Source organism: Vibrio tetraodonis (assembly GCF_003350295.1).
Lineage (GTDB): Bacteria > Pseudomonadota > Gammaproteobacteria > Enterobacterales > Vibrionaceae > Vibrio > Vibrio tetraodonis.
In genome coordinates this window covers 91,432-113,313 of record NZ_QLYY01000010.1, presented here as the reverse complement: position 1 = coordinate 113,313, position 21,882 = coordinate 91,432, and the positions used below count along the sequence as shown (strand labels likewise).

Below are 21,882 nucleotides of genomic sequence, written 5' to 3'. Positions count from 1 at the left end.
CACTAGGTTATGGATACTGCCTAGTGGGTAAGAATAATTTAAAATAAGTTTTTATCGCGTACAAGCTCTCTGGGCAACCCATTTTTCAATCGATTTCCGACCCACTTTCCGAGGCCTATTACGTCATCGCCAAGTTTGATAATGGCCTCTCCTTTGCCTGATTGATTTTCCGGTCTAACATCTCTTCCCATGAACCAGTCTCTGGCCTCAGAAATCGTCAATTCAATACAGTTAGGTTCTGCCCCTGATGCTAGTGCAGTCGCTACTTGATGATGCCATCGATAGCCGTTTTTGTGAGACTCAGCTATCTTAATTCCCATTCTTGAAAACCTAAATTCGCCAATAAATTCTTCCAAAGCACTCGGGAATAACCAGACATCTTTATCTCTGAGCCATATATCTGATTGGGAAGGAAGTTCAATACTCAAACTTTGATATAGTTTATGGGCAACCTCTTGTTTTATCTTGTTGGATGCTTTTTCAAATGGAAATTTTCCTAGGCGTTTTTTTACACTAGGGGGTGTTGTTCTTCCAAGCTTTTTGATTTTGGCTACAAAGAACCCCTCGCAATCATAGGTTTGGGGGAATACATGTAAGAATCCATGCCCGGTAATCGCTTTATCCGCACCTGAAAATAACGAGGATAGGGATTCAAAAGAGACTAAATCGGGGAATGTATTCTTCAAGTGAAGACAAACATGTTGGTTTTCTTCGACACTGAGTGTACAAGTCGAGTAAACCATTACTCCACCTGTTTTTAATGCATGAAAGGCGCTTTCGACTAAATCTTTCTGGGTCTGAGATATGGTTAATACAGCCTCTTTGCTCCAGTTTTTCATCGCATCAGGGTCTTTACGTACCGTCCCTTCGCCAGAGCATGGAGCATCAATAAGAACGGCGTCGAAGCTTTCTGGCAGCCACCCCCCAAACACACGACCATCGTAATTGCTAAGAGCAGAATTACGTACACCACATCGCTCAATATTGGCATGCAGAACTTTAACACGGCTGGATGAAAACTCGTTTGCGACAAGCACGCCTTCATTGTTCATCTTTGCAGCAATCTGTGTGGTTTTAGAGCCAGGCGCTGCAGCCATATCTAGAATGGTACGAAATTCATCTTCTAGATTGTTGAACAGAGCTGATACAGGCATCATCGAGCTGGCTTCTTGAATATAAAATAGACCGCACATATGTTCAGCAGTATTACCCAGCGGTGTAATAGATTCATCAGCGTCAATCCAAAAGCCCTCATCACACCATGGAATGGGTGATAACTGCCAGCCTTTATCAGATGCACGTTGATAGAACGCATCGACAGAAATTTTTAGCGTATTAACACGTATGCTTTTACGAAGTGGACGCCTGCAAGCGGCTGCGAAATCGGACATATCATGCCCGCTAGGCATAATAGCCTGCATTTCGCGTAAGAATTCTTCAGGTAAATAAGTGTTTTGATGCAAAGTGGTATCTCGTGCACAAAATAGTAAAAATGATAACGAATTAAACCAAAAAACGCAGCTTTTAACACTGCGTTTTTGATTCTATGGCTTTGGTATGGGCATTCGCCACATTTTCCATGACTCTTCGGGAGTTGAGTTTAAAAAGAAAGATTGGCCACTCTCTGCTATCGGCTGAAGAGGGACATTGTCCGGTGTAGAGAAGGTTATGCCACCTTTAATAATACTGTCAATTGTTCCTGCTTTTATATTGGCTCCTCCTAAGCCAATAGACACATCAACACCAGAAGTATTCCAAAAAACACTATTTTTTCTGATCAGATAAGCATATTGAGGAGATATTGAAATCGTAGATACTACCCGATCAGCGAATTCACCGAGACCTACCTGAATTACCCTTCCCACTTCCATTTCACGAAAAAGAATAGGGGTCGCAATAGTAATTGCGCCTAGTGTTTCGCTCTGAAGCGTAAATGCTATTCCGTCACTATCTGAAGGTTGCTTGTGTAGATTAAACTTGAATGTGGCTTTTCCGCTTCCTGGCTTCACATTGATTGCTGGCGCCCAGAAATTTTGTAAGTTCTTAACGCCGCTTAACCCTAAAGTCGGCTGTGCAATCCAAAAATAGCTGTCCTCTTTAGCAAGAATATCAGCGTATTCTGGCAGTAAACGGAGCTTAATTGTCATCGTTTCGTGCTTAAAATCTGGTGTGACAGATACGGCTTCACCCACTTTTATACCATTGTATTTAACACTGGTTCCCTTAGATATGTGATTTTCGCCCTTAGCGACTAGGGTGATAGTTCGGCCATATGTTCTGGCAGTTTTAAAACTTTCGTAGAGTAACCATTTGTCCCCACTTTTATTCTCTACCCCCGTAATTGAATCAAATGCGATGCTGCCTTGTATAAGCGATTTTAGCGGAGCAGCCTTGACGTTGATACCATGGAGACCTGCATCGACTTCAACGCCGGAATAGTTCCAAAACACAGCATTTTCAGTTAATAAATGTTTGTATTGTTTTTCTATACTTACTTTTACTTCAACACCATTTTTCACAAGATTGAATTCAGAGATACGACCGACTTTGAGATTTTTATAGAGTAGGGGGCTCCCTTTGTTTACCGGCGGTAATTGCTCCGCAAATAATGTGACAGTCTCAGAGCCAGAAACATTATATTGAGCCAGCTCGGCAAGTGACTGGCTAGGGTAAAGCTTGTACTGTTTCTTCGAAGAACGAGCGCCTTCACTGGTAAAACTGATCGAGCCAGTTAGCAGTTGTTTTGCCGGAGGGACTGAGACGTTCAGCCCGGACTCAGTAAGTTCCGCAGTAGCACTACCAGTTACATAGAATCGATTCTCTGACTTTATAAGTGACGCGTAGTCGCTGTCGATATGAAGAGCGATGTGAACTTTGTTTTTGACTAAAGAGACTTTCGTGACCTCACCGACCGATATACCTTTGAAAAGAACATTGACCCCCACTTCCAGCCCAAAAGAATTTTCAGCTATCAGTGTAATAAAGGTTGAATTGGATTGTTTCTGATGAAATTCGTCTTTTTTAAGAGCGGTAAAGTAACGAGATTTCTCGCCTTTTCCTGCAATTAATGTTAAATAGTTGCCCTTTAATAAGTTGGTCACATTCTCTATACCAGAAAGCGACACTTTCGCTTCTTCCAAAATAAAGTGACTACCAGTAGTTAACATATCGGAAAACACAGGCTCAATGGCGGCAAGCGCAACAATATCCTTTCTTCCGTTACTGAACTGTAAGTCGGTGATTTGTCCAATGGCGATACCGCGATACATAATAGGTGCACCAGCAGGGCTTATCCTGTTATCATCTGGTAGTGTTATTTTTATTGGTATTCCTCGACCAGCAGTTTTTAGATCGGGATAAAGTCTAAATCGGCTGTTGTCTGAAACGGGCTCTCCTCCATCAGGAGAGTCAACAGCTATTGAGCCTCCAATCAAGGAACTCAAGCTATCTAATTTGAGGTCAACCCCATGAACCCCGAGGGTCGCACCTAAACCACTGACATTCCAAAAGCGGCTTTCATCGGTAATAATACTTCTGTACTCGTCTTGAATTGACGCATGGATGAGAACATTTTTTTCATTACCATCTAATTGATAGCTGTATACTTCTCCGATAGGAATCTTTCTGTAAACAATTTGCGATCCAATAGATATTCCCCCTAGGTCATCAGCCCGCAGGGTAATATTGAGGCCACTGGGTGCACGAATATCGGCAGGGGGACGTTCTAAAGCGTTGAACTTTGTTTGCGGCTCAGATGATTCATCGCCCGGTTGAATAGCAATATAATTACCAGAGACCAGCGCATCTAGGCCAGAGATACCAGATAAGCTTGCGGTGGGTTTGACCATCCAAAACAAGGTATCCTGTGAGAGAAGCTTCGTTGCCTCGGGATAGATATCAGCCTCTACGTAAATGTTGCTCAGGTCGTCTGATAGTTTGATGTCACGAACTATACCTACTTCGAGTCCGTGATAACGTATTGTAGTTCGACCTGCAATCAAGCCTTGTGCATCCGAGAAATGTATCTGAATACGTTCCCCTGCATCGTTTATTGCCTTTAATACTAACCAACCGGACAAGATCAACGCTAGGACTGGGAGTAACCACAAAGGTGACATACCTTTGTTGCCTTTAACATCAGGTGAGTACAAAGGCGAATTTTGAGTTGAATTAGCCATTTGATATTTCTTCTCTTCGGTCGGTTTCGGACTTCATCGAACTTTCATCCCAAATTAGTCGAGGATCGAGGCTTTCTGCGGCAAACATAGTTAGTAAAACTACGAAGCCAAATGCAACCGCGCCAAAGCCTGGGCTAAAGTCGAGAATTTGGCCGCGATCAATGACTGCCATCATAATACAAATCACAAATAGATCCATCATTGACCACCTTCCTATCCATTTGATAATGAAATAAACAACCATTCTTTGGCGCCGGAGCAAATGTCGTTTGAACTGAATTGAAATAAGTAGATAGCTGAGCCCCAAAATTTTTATTACTGGAACTGCTATGCTAGCAACGAAAATGATCAAAGCGATTCCCCACATACCACTTTTTACTAGTGATGCAACCCCTGAAAAGATAGTATCTTCGACGCGTCGTCCATTGGTTATTAGAATGGATATAGGTATCAAATTTGCGGGGAAAATTGCAAGACTTGCCGCAACTATGTATGCCCAAGTTGTTTTGATGGAATGCGGTTTACGACGAAAAATAGGCTTTTTGCAGCGTGCGCAAACGTCGCTATAAGGTTGTGAAAGGTGGCAATGGAGACAGTGAAGCTCTCGCTTTTTAAAAAGATAGCCCCGTTCCGGTTTATATTTCTCCCAGTAACTATGGATACTGACTCGTGTGACGAGTAACAGTGTCATACATTGTAACATGATAAAGCCATATAAGCCGGTGCCAAGATAGATATCCGAATGATCTTGGAGTTTAAAGCAAGAGATCGCGATACTTACAAGAAACACGTCGATCATCACCCAAGTCTTGAGATGTCTAATAGTGTATAAAGAGTACTTTAAAAGCTTAAACTGTTTGCTTTTCAATCCTATATGAGCGGTAACAACAGAAACACATAGAAAAAATGGAGCAATAGAACTGCAGAAAAATATGAGTAGAGAAAGGAAAATAAACCCTTCATTAAACAAAGTATAAATACCTGATGGTAAGGTGGCTGGTATCATAACACCGAACAACCGGATGCTTATGAAAGGAAAAAAATGTGATGGAAAATAAAGCAAAAGGCACGCGATGGCCAAGGCTAGATTACCGGAGAGAGAAGGGGAGCCTCCTCGGTATAAATGTGTGCCACATCGAGGGCAGTATGCACTTTTGCCTTTATCCAAAAGGATAAGATTGATAGGAAGCTCGCAACCATGGCACAAACGGATGTGTGATGTACTCTCAGTCGATTCATTGTTATCATCTATAAGTTGAGAGCACACTGTCTTATCCCTTCATAAGTATAGAGGTTTGATTTAGGCGTGTGATTGAACATTTCCATATAAAGTTTGATACAGACCTTCTTGCTTAACCAACTCAACATGTGTTCCTGCTTGTGTAACTTGCCCATCTTCTAAAACATAGATCAAATCAGCTTGCTTCACCGCAGATAGACGATGTGCAACAATTAAGGTTGTACGGCCATCCAAAAATGCAGTTAGCGCTTGATGAAGGGCCGATTCTGTAGAAGTATCAAGCGCAGATGTTGCTTCATCCAAGATAACAAATTTCGGATTAGACAACAGCATACGTGCAATCGCTAACCTTTGTTTCTGACCACCAGATAAACGAATACCATTGCGCCCAACTGGTGTATCCAACCCCTCTTTTAATTCACTCGTTACTTCATCGAGTTGCGCGATTTCTAATGCATTCCATAACGCCGCATCTTCAAAATCTGAGCCTAGGGTAAGATTATTCCTTAAAGTGTCATTAAACAATATAGGCTGTTGTAATACAACGGCAATGTTTTTTCGAATGGTATCAAACCCTATCTCTTCGGTGGTTTTACCATTGAATTTGATAATGCCTGAATCTTGATGATAAACCCCAAGAAGTAGTTGAATTAGAGTCGACTTCCCACCTCCACTGGTCCCAACGAGCGCTACTTTCTTTCCTGCTGGAATTTGAAGATTAAGATGGTTCAGGACTCTGGACTCCTCGTTATACGAGAAGTTAACATTTTCTATACTGACTTCTACTTGAGAATTAGGTTTAAATGGGTTGATTGTACTGGTTGGGCGCCGTTCTTCATCTAATGACAGTAGAGAGTTAATTCTTTGTATCGCTGCTTTTGCACTATACCATGAGAACTGAATACCAAGCAGCTCTTGAACAGGACCTAGCATAAACCAAAGATAGCCAAATACCGCAAAAATCTGGCCAATAGTTAAATCGCTAAACAAAACCATTAGCATGGCGATAGCGCGAAATAGCTCAAAACCAAGAAGGAATAGGAGAAAGGAGAGACGCCCAGCGGCCTCCGATTGCCATGTGTATTTATCCGCATCCAACCGAATCTGGTTTGCATCTTTTTTTAATTCAGTAAGAAAATCTCGTTCTTTATTGGCGGCACGTAACTGATAGATACCATCTAAAGTCTCCACCAGTTTATTTTGAAAGTGCTCAAAGGATTGATTTTCTTTTTTCTTTAGGTGCTTAACTTTGTTACCTAACTTGCGGGAGAAGTAGATAACAATAGGGTTAACCAAAAGAATGAAGAGCCCAAGACGCCACTCTAACCAAAGAAGCACCCCGGCTGTACCCATTACAGTGAGCACGCCTATTAGAAATTTACTTAGGGTCGCGCCAATGAATTTATCAATGGTTTCTACATCGGTGACTAAATGAGCATTTATTCCTCCACTACCTCTTGTTTCGTATTGTTTCATACTTATACGACCAAGTTTGTCGAGCATTTTGCTGCGCATCTTGTATGTAATGCTCTTTGATACAAGCGTAAATTGTCGGCTTTGTAGAATATTTAGTGCTTGACTCATGGTTCGCATGATAATCACAAGTCCAAGAGTCAAAAATATGTATCCGGAAGGCGTCTGAAGTGAACTAGGCAATACAAGGTTCATTACCTTTATGCCCTTAGCTGGTTGATTTAACAACACTTCATCGACCATGAGTGGCATGAGTAGGGGAATTGGCACACTCAACAAAGTGGCACCTATAGCAATAAAATTTGCTACAACCAGCCGCGACTTGTGCTTTTTTACTTGAGTTATTAGCCAAGAGCGGCTAATTGTGTTTGCTCTTTCATCCATGATAGCGATATTGCTTCTCGTTGATGATGTTAGATTAATTGTACTTTGGTTCTTAAGCCAAGTCTTTTTAAAATTGGAGACTACTATGAAAATAGAACAATATGAAAGGGTGACCAAGCAAGCTATTGCGCTTATTGAATCTGAAAAGGACTTGATTGCTAATCTATCAAACCTGAGCGCATTGTTAAACATGGAGCTAGAGGACATAAATTGGGTAGGATTTTATCTGGTGAGAAATGAGGACTTAGTGTTAGGCCCATTTCAAGGTAAACCTGCGTGTGTGAGAATTCCAATTGGAAAGGGCGTCTGTGGAGTCGCAGTAGAGAAGAATTCAATACAAAGGGTAAGTGATGTTCATCAGTTTGAGGGTCATATAGCTTGTGATGCAGCAAGTAACTCAGAAATTGTTATACCGTTTTATATAGATGGATGTATAGCGGGCGTCCTAGACATAGACAGCCCTGTTCTAGGCCGTTTTGGTAAAATTGATGAACAAGGTTTAACATTTTTGATGAGTGAAGTAGAAAAGCTGTTTAATTCACACGCTATCAGTGCATAAATTCATTATTGACGGTGGTTTTTCGTTTTTAGGTCACTATAATACCTGAAATATTTATCTGAATGCTCGCGGAAGACACCGCATTAACCAGGAACCCTCATGGAAAACACTGAAAAGTTAAAAAATAGCAAAGAAGTGATTGCGTATATTGCTGAATGTTTCCCTAAGTGCTTTACTTTAGAAGGTGAAGCAAAACCGCTCAAAATTGGTATTTTTCAAGATCTTGCGGAACGTCTTACCGACGATCCCAAAGTGAGTAAAACACAGATTCGTGCAGCATTGAGACAGTATACATCTTCATGGCGTTATCTTCATGGTGTTAAGCCCGGTGCTGTTCGTGTTGACCTAGATGGGAATCCTGCTGGGGAGTTAGATGAAGAACATGTTGAACATGCCAAAACAGCGTTAGCTGAGAGCAAAGCCAAGGTTCAGGCTCGTCGTAAAGAGCAGGCTCAGAAAGCGAGAGAAGAAGGTAAAGCCAAAGCAAAACCGGCTAATAAGAAAACACAGAACCGTCGTGCACCAAAAAATAATGTAAATAAGGCCAGCAAACCTCAAGAAACAAGGGCTCTGACAGTAGAAGAGATTACTATAGGTAATCAAGTTAACGTCAATATGGGCAAAGGTAATATGGCTGCGACTATAGTTGAAATCAACAAGGAAGATGTGCGTGTTCAACTGCCTAACGGCCTGCAAATGGTTGTAAAAGCAGAGCACCTACGCGCATAAAGGAGAAAGGAGATACTCCTACGCATGAAATGCCGTTCAAAATTGTCGCTGACTGCTGCTAGTCTATGGTTGGCAGCTTCCTCAGCATACGCTCTTGAAGCCAAAAACGACCTTCCAGTGTTAGCGCCAGAAGTGCAGCACTCTACTGAAAGTAAACGAGTTGCCTCTCGGCTTACTCGCTCCCATTACAAACATTTCGTTTTGAATGATGAATTTTCTGAAGCCATATTCCAAAGGTATTTAGAGTCCTTAGATTTCAATCGCAATATTTTCACTCAAGCCGATATTCAGTCGTTTACCAAGTTAGCTACTAACTTGGATGAGCAACTCAAATCTGGAGATAATCAGGTCGCGTTTGATGTATATAATATGTCTTTGCAACGTCGCTATGAGCGTTTTTCTTATGCGCTGTCTTTGCTTGACAAAGAGATGAAGTTTGATGTTGATGAAAGTATTGAACTGGATCGAAGCAAAGCAGCCTGGCCGAAAGACACCAAAGAGTTAGATGAACTTTGGAGAAAACGTGTTAAGTATGATGCTCTAAACCTAAAGCTTACTGGCAAAGATTGGAATGAAATAAAAGATGTTCTAGGCAAGCGTTATAACAATGCTTTAAGGCGTCTCAGCCAGACCCGCAATGAGGATGTATTTCAATTATATATGAATGCATTTGCTAGAGAAGTCGATCCTCATACAAGTTATCTTTCCCCGAGAAACGCAGAACAGTTCAAGACTGAAATGAATTTATCTTTGGAAGGCATTGGTGCTGTGTTGCAAATGACGGATGATTATACGGTTATCCGTTCTTTAGTCGCAGGCGGACCCGCATCGAAAAGTAAGCAGCTTGATGAAGGTGATCGTATAATTGGCGTTGGGCAGGATGGTAAGGACATTGTTGATGTAATCGGCTGGCGTTTAGATGATGTGGTACAACTTATCAAAGGACCAAAGGGTACTAAAGTTAATCTGCAAATCTTGCCTGAAGGAAAAGATGCCAAAGCTCAAGTTGTAACCATAGTTCGCGATAAAATCAGGCTCGAAGATAGAGCAGTTAAGTCGGAAATTATCGAAAAAAATGGCAAAAAAATTGGTGTATTGGAAGTACCCAGCTTCTACGTTGGCCTAGCTAAAGATACTGATAAGCTGATCACTGAGATGAAAAGAAAAGGTATTGATGGTGTCATTGTAGATTTGCGTTATAATGGCGGTGGAGCGCTCACTGAAGCGACATCTTTATCAGGTCTGTTTATTACCAGTGGTCCTGTTGTTCAAGTTCGGGACAGTTATGGCAGAGTCAATGTCAATAGTGATACTGACGGCAAGATTAGCTATGATGGCCCAATGACAGTTCTCATTAATCGCTACAGTGCATCGGCCTCTGAAATTTTTGCAGCTGCAATGCAAGATTATGGAAGAGCGATCGTTCTTGGTGAGAACTCATTCGGTAAGGGGACAGTGCAACAGCATCGCTCTCTCAGTCATATCTATGATTTGTTTGATAAAGATCAAGAGGTGGGTTACGTTCAATATACAATCCAGAAATTCTACCGCATTAATGGTGGGAGCACTCAGAATAAAGGCGTTGTTCCTGACATTGCTTATCCTACACCAATCGAGCATAGCGAAACTGGCGAGAGTGTTGAGGATAATGCATTGCCTTGGGACAGCATAGACAAAGCTAACTACAAAGAGCTACAGCGCAACAAAAAACTCATCAAGAAGCTTAGTGCACTGCATCAAACGCGCGTTGCCAATGAACCTGAGTTTAAATTTATAGCTGAAGATATCGCACGATATAAAGCTGAAAAGGATGATAATACAATGTCCCTAAGCGAAAAAGTGCGTAAGCAGGAAAGCGACAAGGCTGATGATGATCGTTTAGTGCGAATTAATCAAAGACAAAAAACATTGGGAGAGAAGGCGTTTAAGTCTCTTGACGATGTTCCTAAAGATTATGAAGCTCCAGACGTTTATCTTGATGAGTCAGTCGCTATAATGGTCGACCTTCTTAGAGAGTCCTCTAAAAAATCGATTTAACCTTTTGGTTTTTTAACGAAAACGAGCTTTTATAAGCTCGTTTTTTTCATCGTTAGCGTGAGCTAGATCTTGATTTTCGCATATTTGTGCTTCTCAGCCTAAGCTTAAAGAAAAGAGCGAGGTGCACTATGAGATGGATTGGCGTTTTACTTACATGTATAAGTCTATCTTGTCTTGCTAATGAAGTACGCGATAACAGTGACTTAACACAGTTTGACCAACCTTTTTTACTTGGCGATTGGTATCTGGTTAATCCTAATCCTGAGCAGTCAGAAGAAAACTTTTTAGCCATTAAATTGAGTCTAGATTCTAACTACAGCTTTAAAATTGACATCCAAAAACGTGATTATTCAGTTGATCATTGGGAAGGGTTGTACACGGCGAATGAAGATACACTTATTCTGGGGTTAAATACTTCAGAGCCCCAAATTTACAACTATTCCAGCAACCATAATATGCTCAACCTGAACGGGGTTGTATTTACAAAAGCATTATCCAATGCTTTGGCGGGTATGTGGTCCAGTGCAAAATTAGGCGGGCATGAGTTTGTCGCCAGTGAAGTTCAGCAAATGGACTTGATTTTGCAACCGGATTTTGTGTTTATGTTCAGAGTGAGTAACAGCGAAGGTGATGAAGCGATACATAAAGGTGTTTATTATACAGAAGGCGAGCACCTAGTTTTACTTTATGAAAATGGTGAGCATGAAACCCGATATAGTTTAAACAGCGACATACTTACTTTGGAGATGGAGGAAGGTGCGCTTTACGCCGTACTTAATCGGGTGCGATAAGCTACTCTCATATTGTTGTATCGTAAACGAGGTATTAACGTATAATACCTCGTTTTTTTATCGGTATAGGGTTAAGCTAACAGTCCATGAAAGAGTATAAATCTATAGTGCTCAACACAGATATACTTAGATAGCCGATTTTAAGTTCACTTACGCTCTTTCGCTAACATAATTGGTCCAAGCGAAGACGTTCCGGAGTTTGTTTTTCATTAAAGAGCGCCAAACTTGCTTATCGCTTGCCGGCAGGCTATTCACACTATTGCGTTTTAGTTAGAAGGATTTCGACATGGCTCATACACCTCAAGCCAAATACCGTAAAGATTACACTTCGCCATCACACACAATCACTAGCATCGATTTAGTTTTTGACCTTTATGATCATAATACTGTAGTGACGGCAACGTCTAAGGTAAAGCAATTAAAACAAGACAACGTTCTTTACCTCGATGGTGAACAACTCAAATTAGTCAGCCTTGATGTAAACAATGAGAAGTGGACCATATTCGAACGACTAGAAGGTGGGATCGCTCTTTCAGGGCTTCCTGAAGAATTTGAACTAAAGATAGTTACTGAAATTAATCCTGAAAACAATTCAGCTTTAGAAGGTTTGTACAAGTCTGGCGGGGCTTTTTGTACTCAATGTGAGGCAGAAGGCTTTCGGCGAATTACCTATTATTTGGACCGTCCTGATGTTCTTGCAACATACTCAACGAAAGTCATTGCTGACAAAGCAACTTATCCCTATTTACTTAGCAACGGTAATCGAATTGCCGAAGGTGAATTAGATAATGGGCGTCATTGGGTTCAGTGGCAAGACCCACATCCCAAACCAGCTTACTTGTTTGCACTAGTAGCAGGTGATTTTGATGTCCTTCGCGATACATTCATTACTAAATCAGGTCGCAAGGTTGATCTTGAAATCTTTGTAGACAAGGGAAATCTTGATAGAGCACCTCATGCAATGACATCCCTGATTAATTCGATGAAATGGGATGAGGAAAGGTTTGGGTTGGAATATGACCTTGATATTTATATGATTGTTGCTGTGGACTTTTTTAATATGGGGGCCATGGAAAACAAAGGATTGAATGTGTTTAATTCAAAGTTTGTTCTCGCAAATGAGCAAACAGCGACTGATACAGATTACCTTGGCATTGAGGCTGTTATTGGCCATGAATATTTTCATAACTGGACGGGAAATCGCGTTACATGTAGAGATTGGTTTCAGTTAAGCCTGAAAGAAGGACTTACCGTATTCAGAGATCAAGAGTTTTCATCAGACTTAGGCTCTCGGGCTGTTAATCGAGTCAATAATGTTCGTATTATTCGAGGCCCTCAATTTGCAGAAGATGCAAGCCCAATGTCGCATCCCATTCGTCCAGAGAAAGTTATTGAAATGAATAACTTCTACACCCTTACCGTTTATGAGAAAGGCAGTGAGGTGATAAGAATGATGCATACTTTACTTGGTGAAAAGGCTTTCCAAAAAGGAATGAAACTGTATTTTGAACGTCATGATGGGACAGCCGCAACATGCGAAGATTTTGTAGCAGCTATGGAAGATGCATCAGGTGTAGATCTAGGGCAGTTTCGCTTATGGTATAGTCAATCCGGCACACCAATAGTATCAATTAAGAGTGACTATGACTCAACAGAGCAGACATACTCCTTAACAGTATCGCAGCATACTTCTGCTACCCATGATCAGGAAAATAAGCAACCTTTGCACATTCCATTGGATATAGAACTTTACGCTTCTAATGGTCAATCCATTGAGTTACGGCGTAACGAGAAGAGTGTTAGTAATATCCTTAATGTTACTAAAGACAAAGAGACTTTCGTTTTTGAGGGTGTATCAGAGAAGCCTGTACCATCATTACTACGCGAATTTTCAGCTCCTGTTATCTTGGAATATGACTACAGCGATGAAGAGCTGACTTTTTTAATGGTGCATGCCAGCAATGACTTTTCACGATGGGATGCAGGCCAAATGTTACTCGCGAAATATATTCGCAGTAATGTAAACGCTGTTCAAACAGGAACAGAGGTTGAATTACCCATGTCTTTGATCGATGCTTTCCGAGGTGTGTTGCTTTCTGATACCTTGGAATCAGCCCTAATCGCCGAAATTATGGCTCTTCCAAGCCACAATGAAGTATCAGGTTGGTATGGCCAAATTGACGTTGACGCAATTGCTAAAGTATTAAAAGCGATTAAGGTGAAGCTAGCTAATACGCTTGAAGATGAATTAAGTGCAATTTATCACAGCCTAAAAGATGTTGACTATACGATTTCACATGATGCAATAGGCAAGCGATCGTTACGTAACATAGCACTTTCTTATCTAGCTCATACTGAGCACGGAAACAGTCTAGTGGAGAAGCAATACTTATCTGCGAACAATATGACAGATACCATTGCAGCAATGAGCGCAGCGAATAATGCTCAATTACATGGTCGTGAAAAGCTGATGACTGACTACAGTGAGAAGTGGCAGCATGATGGGTTGGTTATGGATAAATGGTTCGCTTTGCAAGGATCCAACCCTGCTGAGAATGCATTGGAAGTCATTAAATCGACGATGGACCACACCGCATTTAGTCTTAAAAACCCTAATCGTACGAGAAGTCTGATCGGTTCGTTTTTAAATATGAATCCTGTTCAGTTTCATTCAATAACTGGCGAAGGGTACCAATTTGCTGGAGAGATAATTAAAGAGTTGAACACGAGTAACCCTCAAGTCGCTTCTCGATTAATTGATCCCCTGCTTAAGTTTAGAAAATATGATGATACGAGACAAGCACTCATGAGGCGGGAGCTTGAACGACTAAAATCTCTTGATAATCTCGCCAGGGATTTGTTCGAGAAAGTCAATAAGGCACTGGACTCTTAGTCTGTAAAATAAGGTGGTAGCAGTAATCACGCTGCTACTACCAAAGCCCATTACCAAAAATCTGAATGCTCACTCAGTTTGTAAAGAAGAATGAATCAGTACTATTTCTCGCTAAACATTTCGTATCAATCCTTCTTGGCACACTACAATGGGATCGCAAGCAATGTTCTTGTAACTACAGACAATGGGATACGATTGCAACTGCCCGCCACTAAATTTCGTCCATTTCTTAGTCAATTAGGTCTTAATGGGCGCTTTCGCCTGACAACTGACCAAAACAATAAGTTTATAAAGTTGGAAATGCTGTGAACAATTGATTCTATAAGACTTTAAATAGAACCTTAGTCACATTATCAAACATTTCACCTCCTACCACTCTTAAAAGAATTAACCATTTATCAATAAAGCTTTTACAATAAAGCGGCATTACCCGTGTTAAGCACTATGCTTACAACAGCCCTCAAAAATATATAAAATTCTAATTGTGGAGTGTGATTATGACCGCGCGTGAAACTTTGATGCCGGTTCTGCTTGAAAAGGTCTACAAACTGATTCAAGACAAACTCGAGCTTGCTCATCAACCCCTTGTCACTCAACTTGCTCAGCATTTATTTAGCAATATTTCGCATGACGACCTCGTCGAAAGGAATGAATCTGATCTGTATGGTGCAATTATTAGCCTTTGGCACCATATCAATGAAAAGAAAGCCGACGAAGTCTCTGTACGAGTGTTTAACCCAACTGTAAGTCGTCAAGGATGGCAATCCACCCACACTATTGTTGAAATTGTTGTGCCAGACACACCTTTCTTAGTAGATTCCGTGAAAATGGCATTGAGCCGACTGGATTTGGCTTCTCATTTAATGCTTCATGGCCCAACGCAGATTGAGCGAAGTAAAGCAGGTGATATTACTGCGATTAACCAAGGGAAAGGAACGCTTCAGTCCTTGTTCCATATGGAAGTCGATAGATTAAGCTCAAAAGAAACCATGACCTCGCTACGCGAAGAATTGGAAAAAATCATTACAGATACTTCACTAGTTGTCCATGACTGGTTACTCATGGTTGAAAAGCTTGAAGAGGTGACCAATCAGGTTGAGGCTAATAAAGATTTCGTGAAGATAGAGCGTGACCGATATGAAGAAACAGTGAAGTTTCTTCGCTGGTTAGGTGATCACAATTTTACATTTATGGGCTACAAAGAATACGATTTAGTCAATGTAGATGGTGATACAGAGTTAAGGCCGACAGCAGACAAAGGATTAGGGCTATTCGCCAACACTGAACGTGTTCGTAGCGTTAAGCTATCAGATTTCCCCGACTCTGCGCGTCTGGAAGCCAAAAAGCCATTCTTGCTGATAATGACAAAAGGCAACACTCCATCACGTATCCACCGTCCAGCCTATACCGATTATATTGGTATCAAGAAATTCGATAAGAATGGAAAAGTTATTGGTGAACATAGGTTCACAGGGCTGTATACATCAGCCGTGTATAATCAAAGTGTTGAAAGCATACCTCTTATCAGAGAGAAAGTAGAACGCATTCTTGCTTCAAGTGGGTATCGCGAAGGCTCTTACGCATTTAAAGCACTACACAATATCCTAGAAAATTATCCACGCGATGAATTGTTGCAGGCTCATGAAGATGACTTGTTAGAAGTTGGTATGGGCGTCGTGCAGATGCAAGACCGTGACATGCTACGACTCTTCATACGCAAGGACCCATTTGGTCGCTTCTTTAGTTGTATGGTTTATGTCACTAAAGATCGTTACAACACTGAACTTAGACGTCAAACACAGCAGATCCTCCAGAAATATTTTGGCTGTGATAATGAAGTTGAATTCACTACCTATTTCTCCGAGAGCCCATTGGCTCGCACGCATTACATTGTCCGTGTTGATAACAACAACATGGATGTCGACGTGAAAATGATTGAGCAAAACCTAATGGAAGCATCTTCAACTTGGGACGATCGTCTCTCTGACGCTATTGTGGCAAACTTTGGTGAGAGTAAAGGTCTTCCTTTAGCTAAAGAGTACTTGCACGCATTCCCGCGCTCATATAAAGAAGATGTCTTACCGGGATCGGCAGTCGCAGACATCGAACGTATTGAAGCTTTGAGTGATGAAAATCGGCTAGGGATGCTGTTCTATCGTCCACAAGAGTTGGCTTCAGATTCAAAATCAGTTAGGTTGAAGCTTTACCACCGTGATGAGCCAATCCACCTATCTGACGTAATGCCGATGCTGGAAAACCTTGGCTTACGAGTCATAGGTGAATCGCCATATGAGGCCCGCAAGGCTGATGGTCATGTGTACTGGATTCTTGATTTTTCTATGCTTCATAAGAGCGAGAAAAATGTCGATCTGCGTGAAGCCAGAGATCGTTTCCAGCAAGCGTTTGCAGCAATTTGGGCCGGAGATCTGGAAAGCGATGGCTTCAATAGACTTGTTTTGGGTGCATCGCTAACGGGAAGAGAAATTTCTATTCTCCGAGCCTATGCTAGGTATATGCGCCAGGTTGGCTTCCCATTTAGTCAACACTACATTGAGGAAACGTTGAGTCATTACCCTGAATTGGCACGAGCCTTGGTAGCTCTATTTACCAAGCGGTTTGATCCCAAATATAAGGGTAGTCAGAAAGGTCAAACAGAGCTGATAAACTCAATGACAGAACAGCTGGATCATGTAGAAAGCCTGGATGACGATCGTATCATTCGTCGTTATATGGAGATGATCACGGCTACGTTAAGAACCAACTACTATCAACTTGACGGTAACAAACAACCTAAGCCATGGCTTTCATTGAAAATGAAGCCGAGTGAAATTCCAGAGATCCCTCAACCCGTTCCTGCGTTTGAAATATTTGTTTACGCACCTGATATTGAGGGTGTTCACTTAAGAGGTGGCAAGGTCGCTCGCGGTGGCTTGAGGTGGTCGGATCGTCAAGAAGATTTCCGCACGGAAATTTTAGGGCTAGTTAAGGCGCAGCAGGTTAAAAACACGGTCATTGTTCCTGTTGGGGCAAAGGGTGGATTTGTCTGTAAACGACAACATAATTTGAGTGGTAGAGATGAAATATTCGCTGAAGGCCAACGTTGTTACAAGCGGTTCATTCGAGCGCTCTTAGATGTATCAGATAACATTATCGAAGGTGACGTTATTCCACCGAAGAACGTTGTTCGTCATGATGAAGATGACCCTTATCTCGTTGTTGCGGCGGACAAGGGCACAGCTACTTTCTCTGATTTAGCAAACTCAGTTTCTGAAGAATACGACTTTTGGCTCGGTGATGCCTTCGCGTCGGGTGGTTCCAATGGTTATGACCACAAAGCTATGGGTATCACAGCTAAAGGTGGCTGGGAGTCGGTAAAACGCCATTTCAGAGAAATGGGTATTGACTGCCAATCAACAGATTTCACAGCTATCGGTGTTGGTGATATGGCTGGTGATGTTTTTGGTAACGGTATGTTGTTGTCAAAACACATTCGTTTACAAGCTGCGTTTAACCACCTACACATATTTATCGATCCAAATCCTGATTCAGCCAAAACCTGGAAAGAAAGAGATCGTTTGTTTAAGTTACCGCGCTCTAGCTGGGAAGACTACAACACCAAGCTTATTTCAAAAGGTGGGGGTATTTTCTCTCGTCGGGCTAAGTCCATTAGTCTTACACCAGAAATTCAGAAAATGATTGGTACTAAGAAAACGTCTTTAGCGCCAAATGATCTAATTAAGAAGCTTCTGAAAATGGAAGTGGACCTACTATGGAATGGTGGTATCGGTACTTATGTTAAGTCCGTGAATGAGACTCATACAGATGTCGGCGATCGGGCTAATGACGTTTTACGTATTGATGGTCGAGATCTGAGGGCTAAAGTAGTCGGTGAAGGCGGTAACTTGGGTATGACACAACTGGGACGAGTTGAGTATGCGCTTACTGGCGGCCGTGTAAACACCGATTTCGTCGATAATGTTGGCGGAGTGGATTGCTCAGATAATGAAGTCAACATTAAAATCTTCCTTAATGGACTTGTAGCAAATGGCGACCTGACTGTTAAACAACGAAACAAGATCCTAGAATCGATGGAAGACGAAGTAGGTGAGATTGTATTAGATGATGCCTATTGCCAATCTGAATCGATATCAGTGACAGAACAGCGTGGTACAGGCCTTGTCAAAGAACAAATCCGCTTTATTCATGATATGGAAAAAGCAGGCCATTTGGATCGTGCTCTAGAATATATTCCTGATGACGAGACTCTTCTCGAAAGAGAGAAGTTAGGCCAAGCACTTACTCGCCCCGAGCTCGCAGTTCTTGTTGCTTACGGAAAGATGGTTCTTAAAGAAGATTTAGTGCACGATGATATCGCTAATGATGACTATCATGCTCAGCAGCTGGTCAATTATTTCCCTACAGAGTTACGCCGTAACTATATCAAGCAAATGGATAATCATCCATTAAGAGCAGAGATCATCGCGACAGCCCTTGCTAACCAGATGGTTAACGAAATGGGTTGTAACTATGTAACTCGTATGCAAGAGGAAACAGGAGCGCATATTGTCGATATTGCTAATGCATACGCTGCTTGTCGTGAAATCTTTGGTTTAGACAAGGTGTTAACTTCACTGCGTGCACTCGACAATAAGGCTTCAACAGATGCTCAGTACGATATGATGTTCTATGTGCGCAGAACAATGAGACGATTGTCACGTTGGGTATTGCGCAATAGAACGGGGCGCCAATGCGTTAAAGCACTCGTTGAGTTATACCAAGGTGATGTAGACATTATCAATGCTAAGTTGGATGATATTCTTGTTCCTGCGGAAGTTGAAGAACATAAACAGATGGCTCAATCATGGATTGATCAAGGCATTAGACCTGATATCGCTATCTACGTATCTCGCTTATCTAGTTTATATTCGGTCTTTGATATCTCTACTGTCGTTCGAGAGACTGGTATTTCGGTTGAACAAGTTGCTCAGCTTTACTTCCATTTGGGTGACAGGCTGTCATTGCACTGGTTCCTAAACCAAATAAACGCTCAAGCCGTTGATAATAATTGGCAGGCACTTGCGCGGGCAGCCTTTAGAGAAGATTTAGATTGGCAGCAAAGACAGCTTACGGGTCAGGTTCTAAATTGTCACTGTGCTCCAAAAGATCTTGATGTGATGAAAGCTCTCGATGACTGGATTTCGACTAACGAAGTATCCTTGCATCGATGGGAAAATATTCTCAATGAGTTTAAAGTAGGCTCAGTGCATGAATTTGCGAAGTTCTCAGTTGCTTTGCGAGAGCTTATGCTTCTCAACTTAAATTGCGCGGCCAACGAGTAACAAACATATTTCGTTGAATTATGCGGTAAAACAGTAAATAATATAGCCCCGTTTGTACGGGGCTTTTTTCTATCGGAGGCACAATGCTTTACCGTCTAGCCAGAGCTGGCTTTTTTCAACTTGATGCCGAAAAGGCACATGATCTCGCAATCGAAAACTTCAAACGTTTTACCGGTACTCCTCTCGATCTTTTTTATCGTCAACTACTACCCAATCGACCAGTCGAATGTATGGGTATTTCATTTCGCAATCCAGTAGGCCTTGCTGCAGGCTTAGATAAAAATGGTGAATGCATAGAAGCTTTTGATGCGATGGGATTTGGATTCGTTGAAGTTGGGACTGTCACACCTAGGCCTCAGTCAGGTAATGAAAAGCCGCGTCTTTTTCGTCTAGTTGAAGCCGAAGGAATTATTAACCGAATGGGATTCAACAATCGAGGAGTCGATAACCTGGTTGAGAACGTCAAGAAAGCAAACTTTAATTGTGTTCTAGGGATTAATATAGGAAAAAATAAAGATACTCCAATAGAGAAGGGAGCAGAAGACTACCTTATTTGTATGGAAAAGGTGTATCAATATGCGGGATATATAACGGTCAATATTTCTTCTCCAAACACACCAGGGCTACGTTCACTTCAATATGGTGAAGCTCTAGATGAGCTTTTATCTGAACTAAAACTAAAACAGTCAGAACTTGCGGAAAAACACCACAAATACGTTCCATTAGCACTTAAGATTGCTCCTGATTTGAGTGACGAGGAAATAACGCAGATATGTGATTCTCTAATCAAAAATAATATGGATGGGGTAATTGCAACCAATACAACTCTTGATCGCAGTATTGTTGAGGGAATGAAACATGCTAGTGAGGTAGGGGGGTTAAGTGGACGTCCTGTTCAACAGAGAAGTACAGAGGTTGTTCGTCTTTTACATCTGAAGCTTAAAGATCAAATTCCAGTAATTGGAGTAGGTGGTGTCGATTCTTATGTTGCAGCGAAAGAAAAAATGATGGCTGGTGCAGAACTAGTCCAAGTGTATTCTGGATTTATCTACCATGGCCCTGGTCTTGTTCGTGATATAGTGAAAAATTTATAAAAACACGATGTGACGCCGTCACATAAAAATCAAGAAGTTTAAACTCGTTTTTTACAGAGGAAATGACATGTCATTTCCTCTTTTTTTTCAATAGATAGTACATAAAATTTGATCAGCAGTACTTAGAGTAGGCGACAGCACACTTAAGAAGATTGAAATTTGGACGAGATGGTTATGATGCTTAAACCGAGCGATAAATGGACTTGGTACTATGATGATGCGGAGCAGCATTTAATGCTCGACTTAGGTGACGACATCGTATTCAGAACCAACCTGTCAAAAAAATTGATCGTGGATTGTGCAATTGGTATCAATGAATTCTCAGTTGATGACGCATCTGCATTCCAAACTTACAGAGAACAAATATCTCTTCTCAACCTTTCGGAACCCAGACAAGCAGAGCTCGCTCTATATTGTGCAGCAGCCAAACGTTTTCATAAGCCAGTCCAACCAAAGAGCTGGTTTTTCAATCTAGCTAGCGATGGTGGCTACACGCCTGAAGAGGGCGATTTTGTACAATTATCGAACGATTATGGTGAGAGTTACTTTATCGTGTTAGAAGTAGGGGATAGTGCAAGCCTGTGCTCGCTCGTCTGTCAAAATAGTTTTATCTTGGATGGAATAAAATCACTCAAATTTGGCCAAGCGATTAAAGTAATGCATGACCGAATGTCCACTGCCAACCATACTCTGTCAAATGGTGTACACGCCATCGCCCTCGTAAGTTAATGTACTTGTTCCCTTCGTTTATTCCGGTCGGCTTATTGCCGATATTTTTTTAATCTAAGATCACAAATTGGTTATTTTCCTCCTAAATAATCATTAATTTTGTTAGCAAAAATCGTTTTTTTGTCATTCCTTTTAAGTGACAAATCATCATTTATTCCTCTATTAGCGTTATTTTGTTATTAAATTTCATAACTATAGTTGGCTGGTATATACCAGATTGGCAATGAATAAATATACATTTATGTGGTGTGCTATTGATGTTATGTTAGTTGAGTATGATGACAACGTTTCGTTTGTATTTCATAGATACTATCTTTGGTAAAGCATTTAACCTTCAGTAAACGCGTAGCGGATGTACAGAAATTTATGAGCAAGTTTCATGCGATCAGGGATTTCATTACAATATTTGGCCGGAATTGGCTAACTATATAGCCGC

General features: G+C 41.4%; 13 protein-coding genes. 9 read left to right on the top strand and 4 right to left on the bottom strand.

The genetic code is table 11. The annotated features are described in order from the left end of the window. Positions 1-38: 38 nt before the first annotated feature. The 4 genes from rsmF to DPF90_RS07655 all read right to left on the bottom strand — a co-directional run bounded on the left by rsmF (position 39) and on the right by DPF90_RS07655 (position 7,275). Complete coding sequence (gene rsmF / locus DPF90_RS07670; RefSeq protein WP_114785745.1) at positions 39-1,463, bottom strand: 16S rRNA (cytosine(1407)-C(5))-methyltransferase RsmF; 1,425 nt, start codon at positions 1,461-1,463, stop codon at positions 39-41. Positions 1,464-1,544: 81 nt separating this feature from the next. Then, positions 1,545-4,178: an MlaD family protein gene (locus tag DPF90_RS07665; protein ID WP_114785744.1), complete on the bottom strand. Its 2,634-nt coding sequence runs from the start codon at positions 4,176-4,178 to the stop codon at positions 1,545-1,547. Further along, a complete protein-coding gene (locus tag DPF90_RS07660) occupies positions 4,171-5,430 on the bottom strand; it encodes a paraquat-inducible protein A (protein WP_114785842.1) in 1,260 nt (419 codons plus the stop codon). The genes DPF90_RS07665 and DPF90_RS07660 overlap by 8 nt, the downstream gene beginning before the upstream one ends. Before the next feature lie 48 nt (positions 5,431-5,478). Next, a complete protein-coding gene (locus tag DPF90_RS07655; RefSeq protein ID WP_114785743.1) occupies positions 5,479-7,275 on the bottom strand; it encodes an ABC transporter ATP-binding protein in 1,797 nt (598 codons plus the stop codon). An 85-nt stretch (positions 7,276-7,360) separates the two neighbouring features. Between DPF90_RS07655 and DPF90_RS07650 the strand changes: the two genes are divergently transcribed. From DPF90_RS07650 to DPF90_RS07610, 9 genes are all read left to right on the top strand, one after another. Continuing rightward, on the top strand, positions 7,361-7,834 hold the full coding sequence (locus DPF90_RS07650; RefSeq protein ID WP_114785841.1) for a GAF domain-containing protein: 474 nt from the start codon (positions 7,361-7,363) through the stop codon (positions 7,832-7,834). 99 nt (positions 7,835-7,933) lie between these two features. Beyond that, positions 7,934-8,563, top strand: a complete 630-nt coding sequence (proQ, locus tag DPF90_RS07645; RefSeq protein WP_114785742.1) for an RNA chaperone ProQ — start codon at positions 7,934-7,936, stop codon at positions 8,561-8,563. Between the two features lie 24 nt (positions 8,564-8,587). Further along, entirely contained in the window at positions 8,588-10,600 is a 2,013-nt protein-coding gene (gene prc, locus DPF90_RS07640) for a carboxy terminal-processing peptidase (RefSeq protein WP_114785741.1), read from the top strand. A 128-nt stretch (positions 10,601-10,728) separates the two neighbouring features. Then, the gene (locus DPF90_RS07635) at positions 10,729-11,391 is read left to right on the top strand and encodes a hypothetical protein (protein ID WP_114785740.1); all 663 of its coding nucleotides are present in this window, start codon (positions 10,729-10,731) and stop codon (positions 11,389-11,391) included. Positions 11,392-11,677: 286 nt separating this feature from the next. Next, positions 11,678-14,284 carry an aminopeptidase N gene (gene pepN, locus DPF90_RS07630; protein WP_114785739.1) on the top strand — a complete coding sequence of 869 codons (2,607 nt, stop codon included), beginning with the start codon at positions 11,678-11,680 and terminating at the stop codon, positions 14,282-14,284. A 90-nt stretch (positions 14,285-14,374) separates the two neighbouring features. Continuing rightward, positions 14,375-14,593, top strand: a complete 219-nt coding sequence (locus tag DPF90_RS07625; protein ID WP_114785738.1) for a DUF2835 domain-containing protein — start codon at positions 14,375-14,377, stop codon at positions 14,591-14,593. Between the two features lie 188 nt (positions 14,594-14,781). Further along, a complete protein-coding gene (locus DPF90_RS07620) occupies positions 14,782-19,623 on the top strand; it encodes an NAD-glutamate dehydrogenase (protein ID WP_114785737.1) in 4,842 nt (1,613 codons plus the stop codon). 83 nt (positions 19,624-19,706) lie between these two features. Next, a complete protein-coding gene (gene pyrD, locus DPF90_RS07615; protein WP_114785736.1) occupies positions 19,707-20,717 on the top strand; it encodes a quinone-dependent dihydroorotate dehydrogenase in 1,011 nt (336 codons plus the stop codon). 177 nt (positions 20,718-20,894) lie between these two features. Beyond that, positions 20,895-21,446, top strand: coding sequence for a cell division protein ZapC (locus DPF90_RS07610; protein ID WP_114785840.1), 552 nt, complete (start codon positions 20,895-20,897; stop codon positions 21,444-21,446). The last annotated feature ends 436 nt before the right edge of the window (positions 21,447-21,882 follow it).

Bases quoted from the DNA above. Each gene is read 5' to 3' on its own strand.
- DPF90_RS07635 (WP_114785740.1), top strand. From the start codon at position 10,729: ATGAGATGGATTGGCGTTTTACTTACATGTATAAGTCTATCTTGTCTT.
- prc (WP_114785741.1), top strand. From the start codon at position 8,588: ATGAAATGCCGTTCAAAATTGTCGCTGACTGCTGCTAGTCTATGGTTG.
- DPF90_RS07610 (WP_114785840.1), top strand. From the start codon at position 20,895: ATGCTTAAACCGAGCGATAAATGGACTTGGTACTATGATGATGCGGAG.
- pyrD (WP_114785736.1), top strand. From the start codon at position 19,707: ATGCTTTACCGTCTAGCCAGAGCTGGCTTTTTTCAACTTGATGCCGAA.
- DPF90_RS07665 (WP_114785744.1), bottom strand. From the start codon at position 4,178: ATGGCTAATTCAACTCAAAATTCGCCTTTGTACTCACCTGATGTTAAA.
- DPF90_RS07650 (WP_114785841.1), top strand. From the start codon at position 7,361: ATGAAAATAGAACAATATGAAAGGGTGACCAAGCAAGCTATTGCGCTT.
- DPF90_RS07620 (WP_114785737.1), top strand. From the start codon at position 14,782: ATGACCGCGCGTGAAACTTTGATGCCGGTTCTGCTTGAAAAGGTCTAC.
- DPF90_RS07655 (WP_114785743.1), bottom strand. From the start codon at position 7,275: ATGGATGAAAGAGCAAACACAATTAGCCGCTCTTGGCTAATAACTCAA.
- pepN (WP_114785739.1), top strand. From the start codon at position 11,678: ATGGCTCATACACCTCAAGCCAAATACCGTAAAGATTACACTTCGCCA.
- proQ (WP_114785742.1), top strand. From the start codon at position 7,934: ATGGAAAACACTGAAAAGTTAAAAAATAGCAAAGAAGTGATTGCGTAT.
- DPF90_RS07625 (WP_114785738.1), top strand. From the start codon at position 14,375: ATGAATCAGTACTATTTCTCGCTAAACATTTCGTATCAATCCTTCTTG.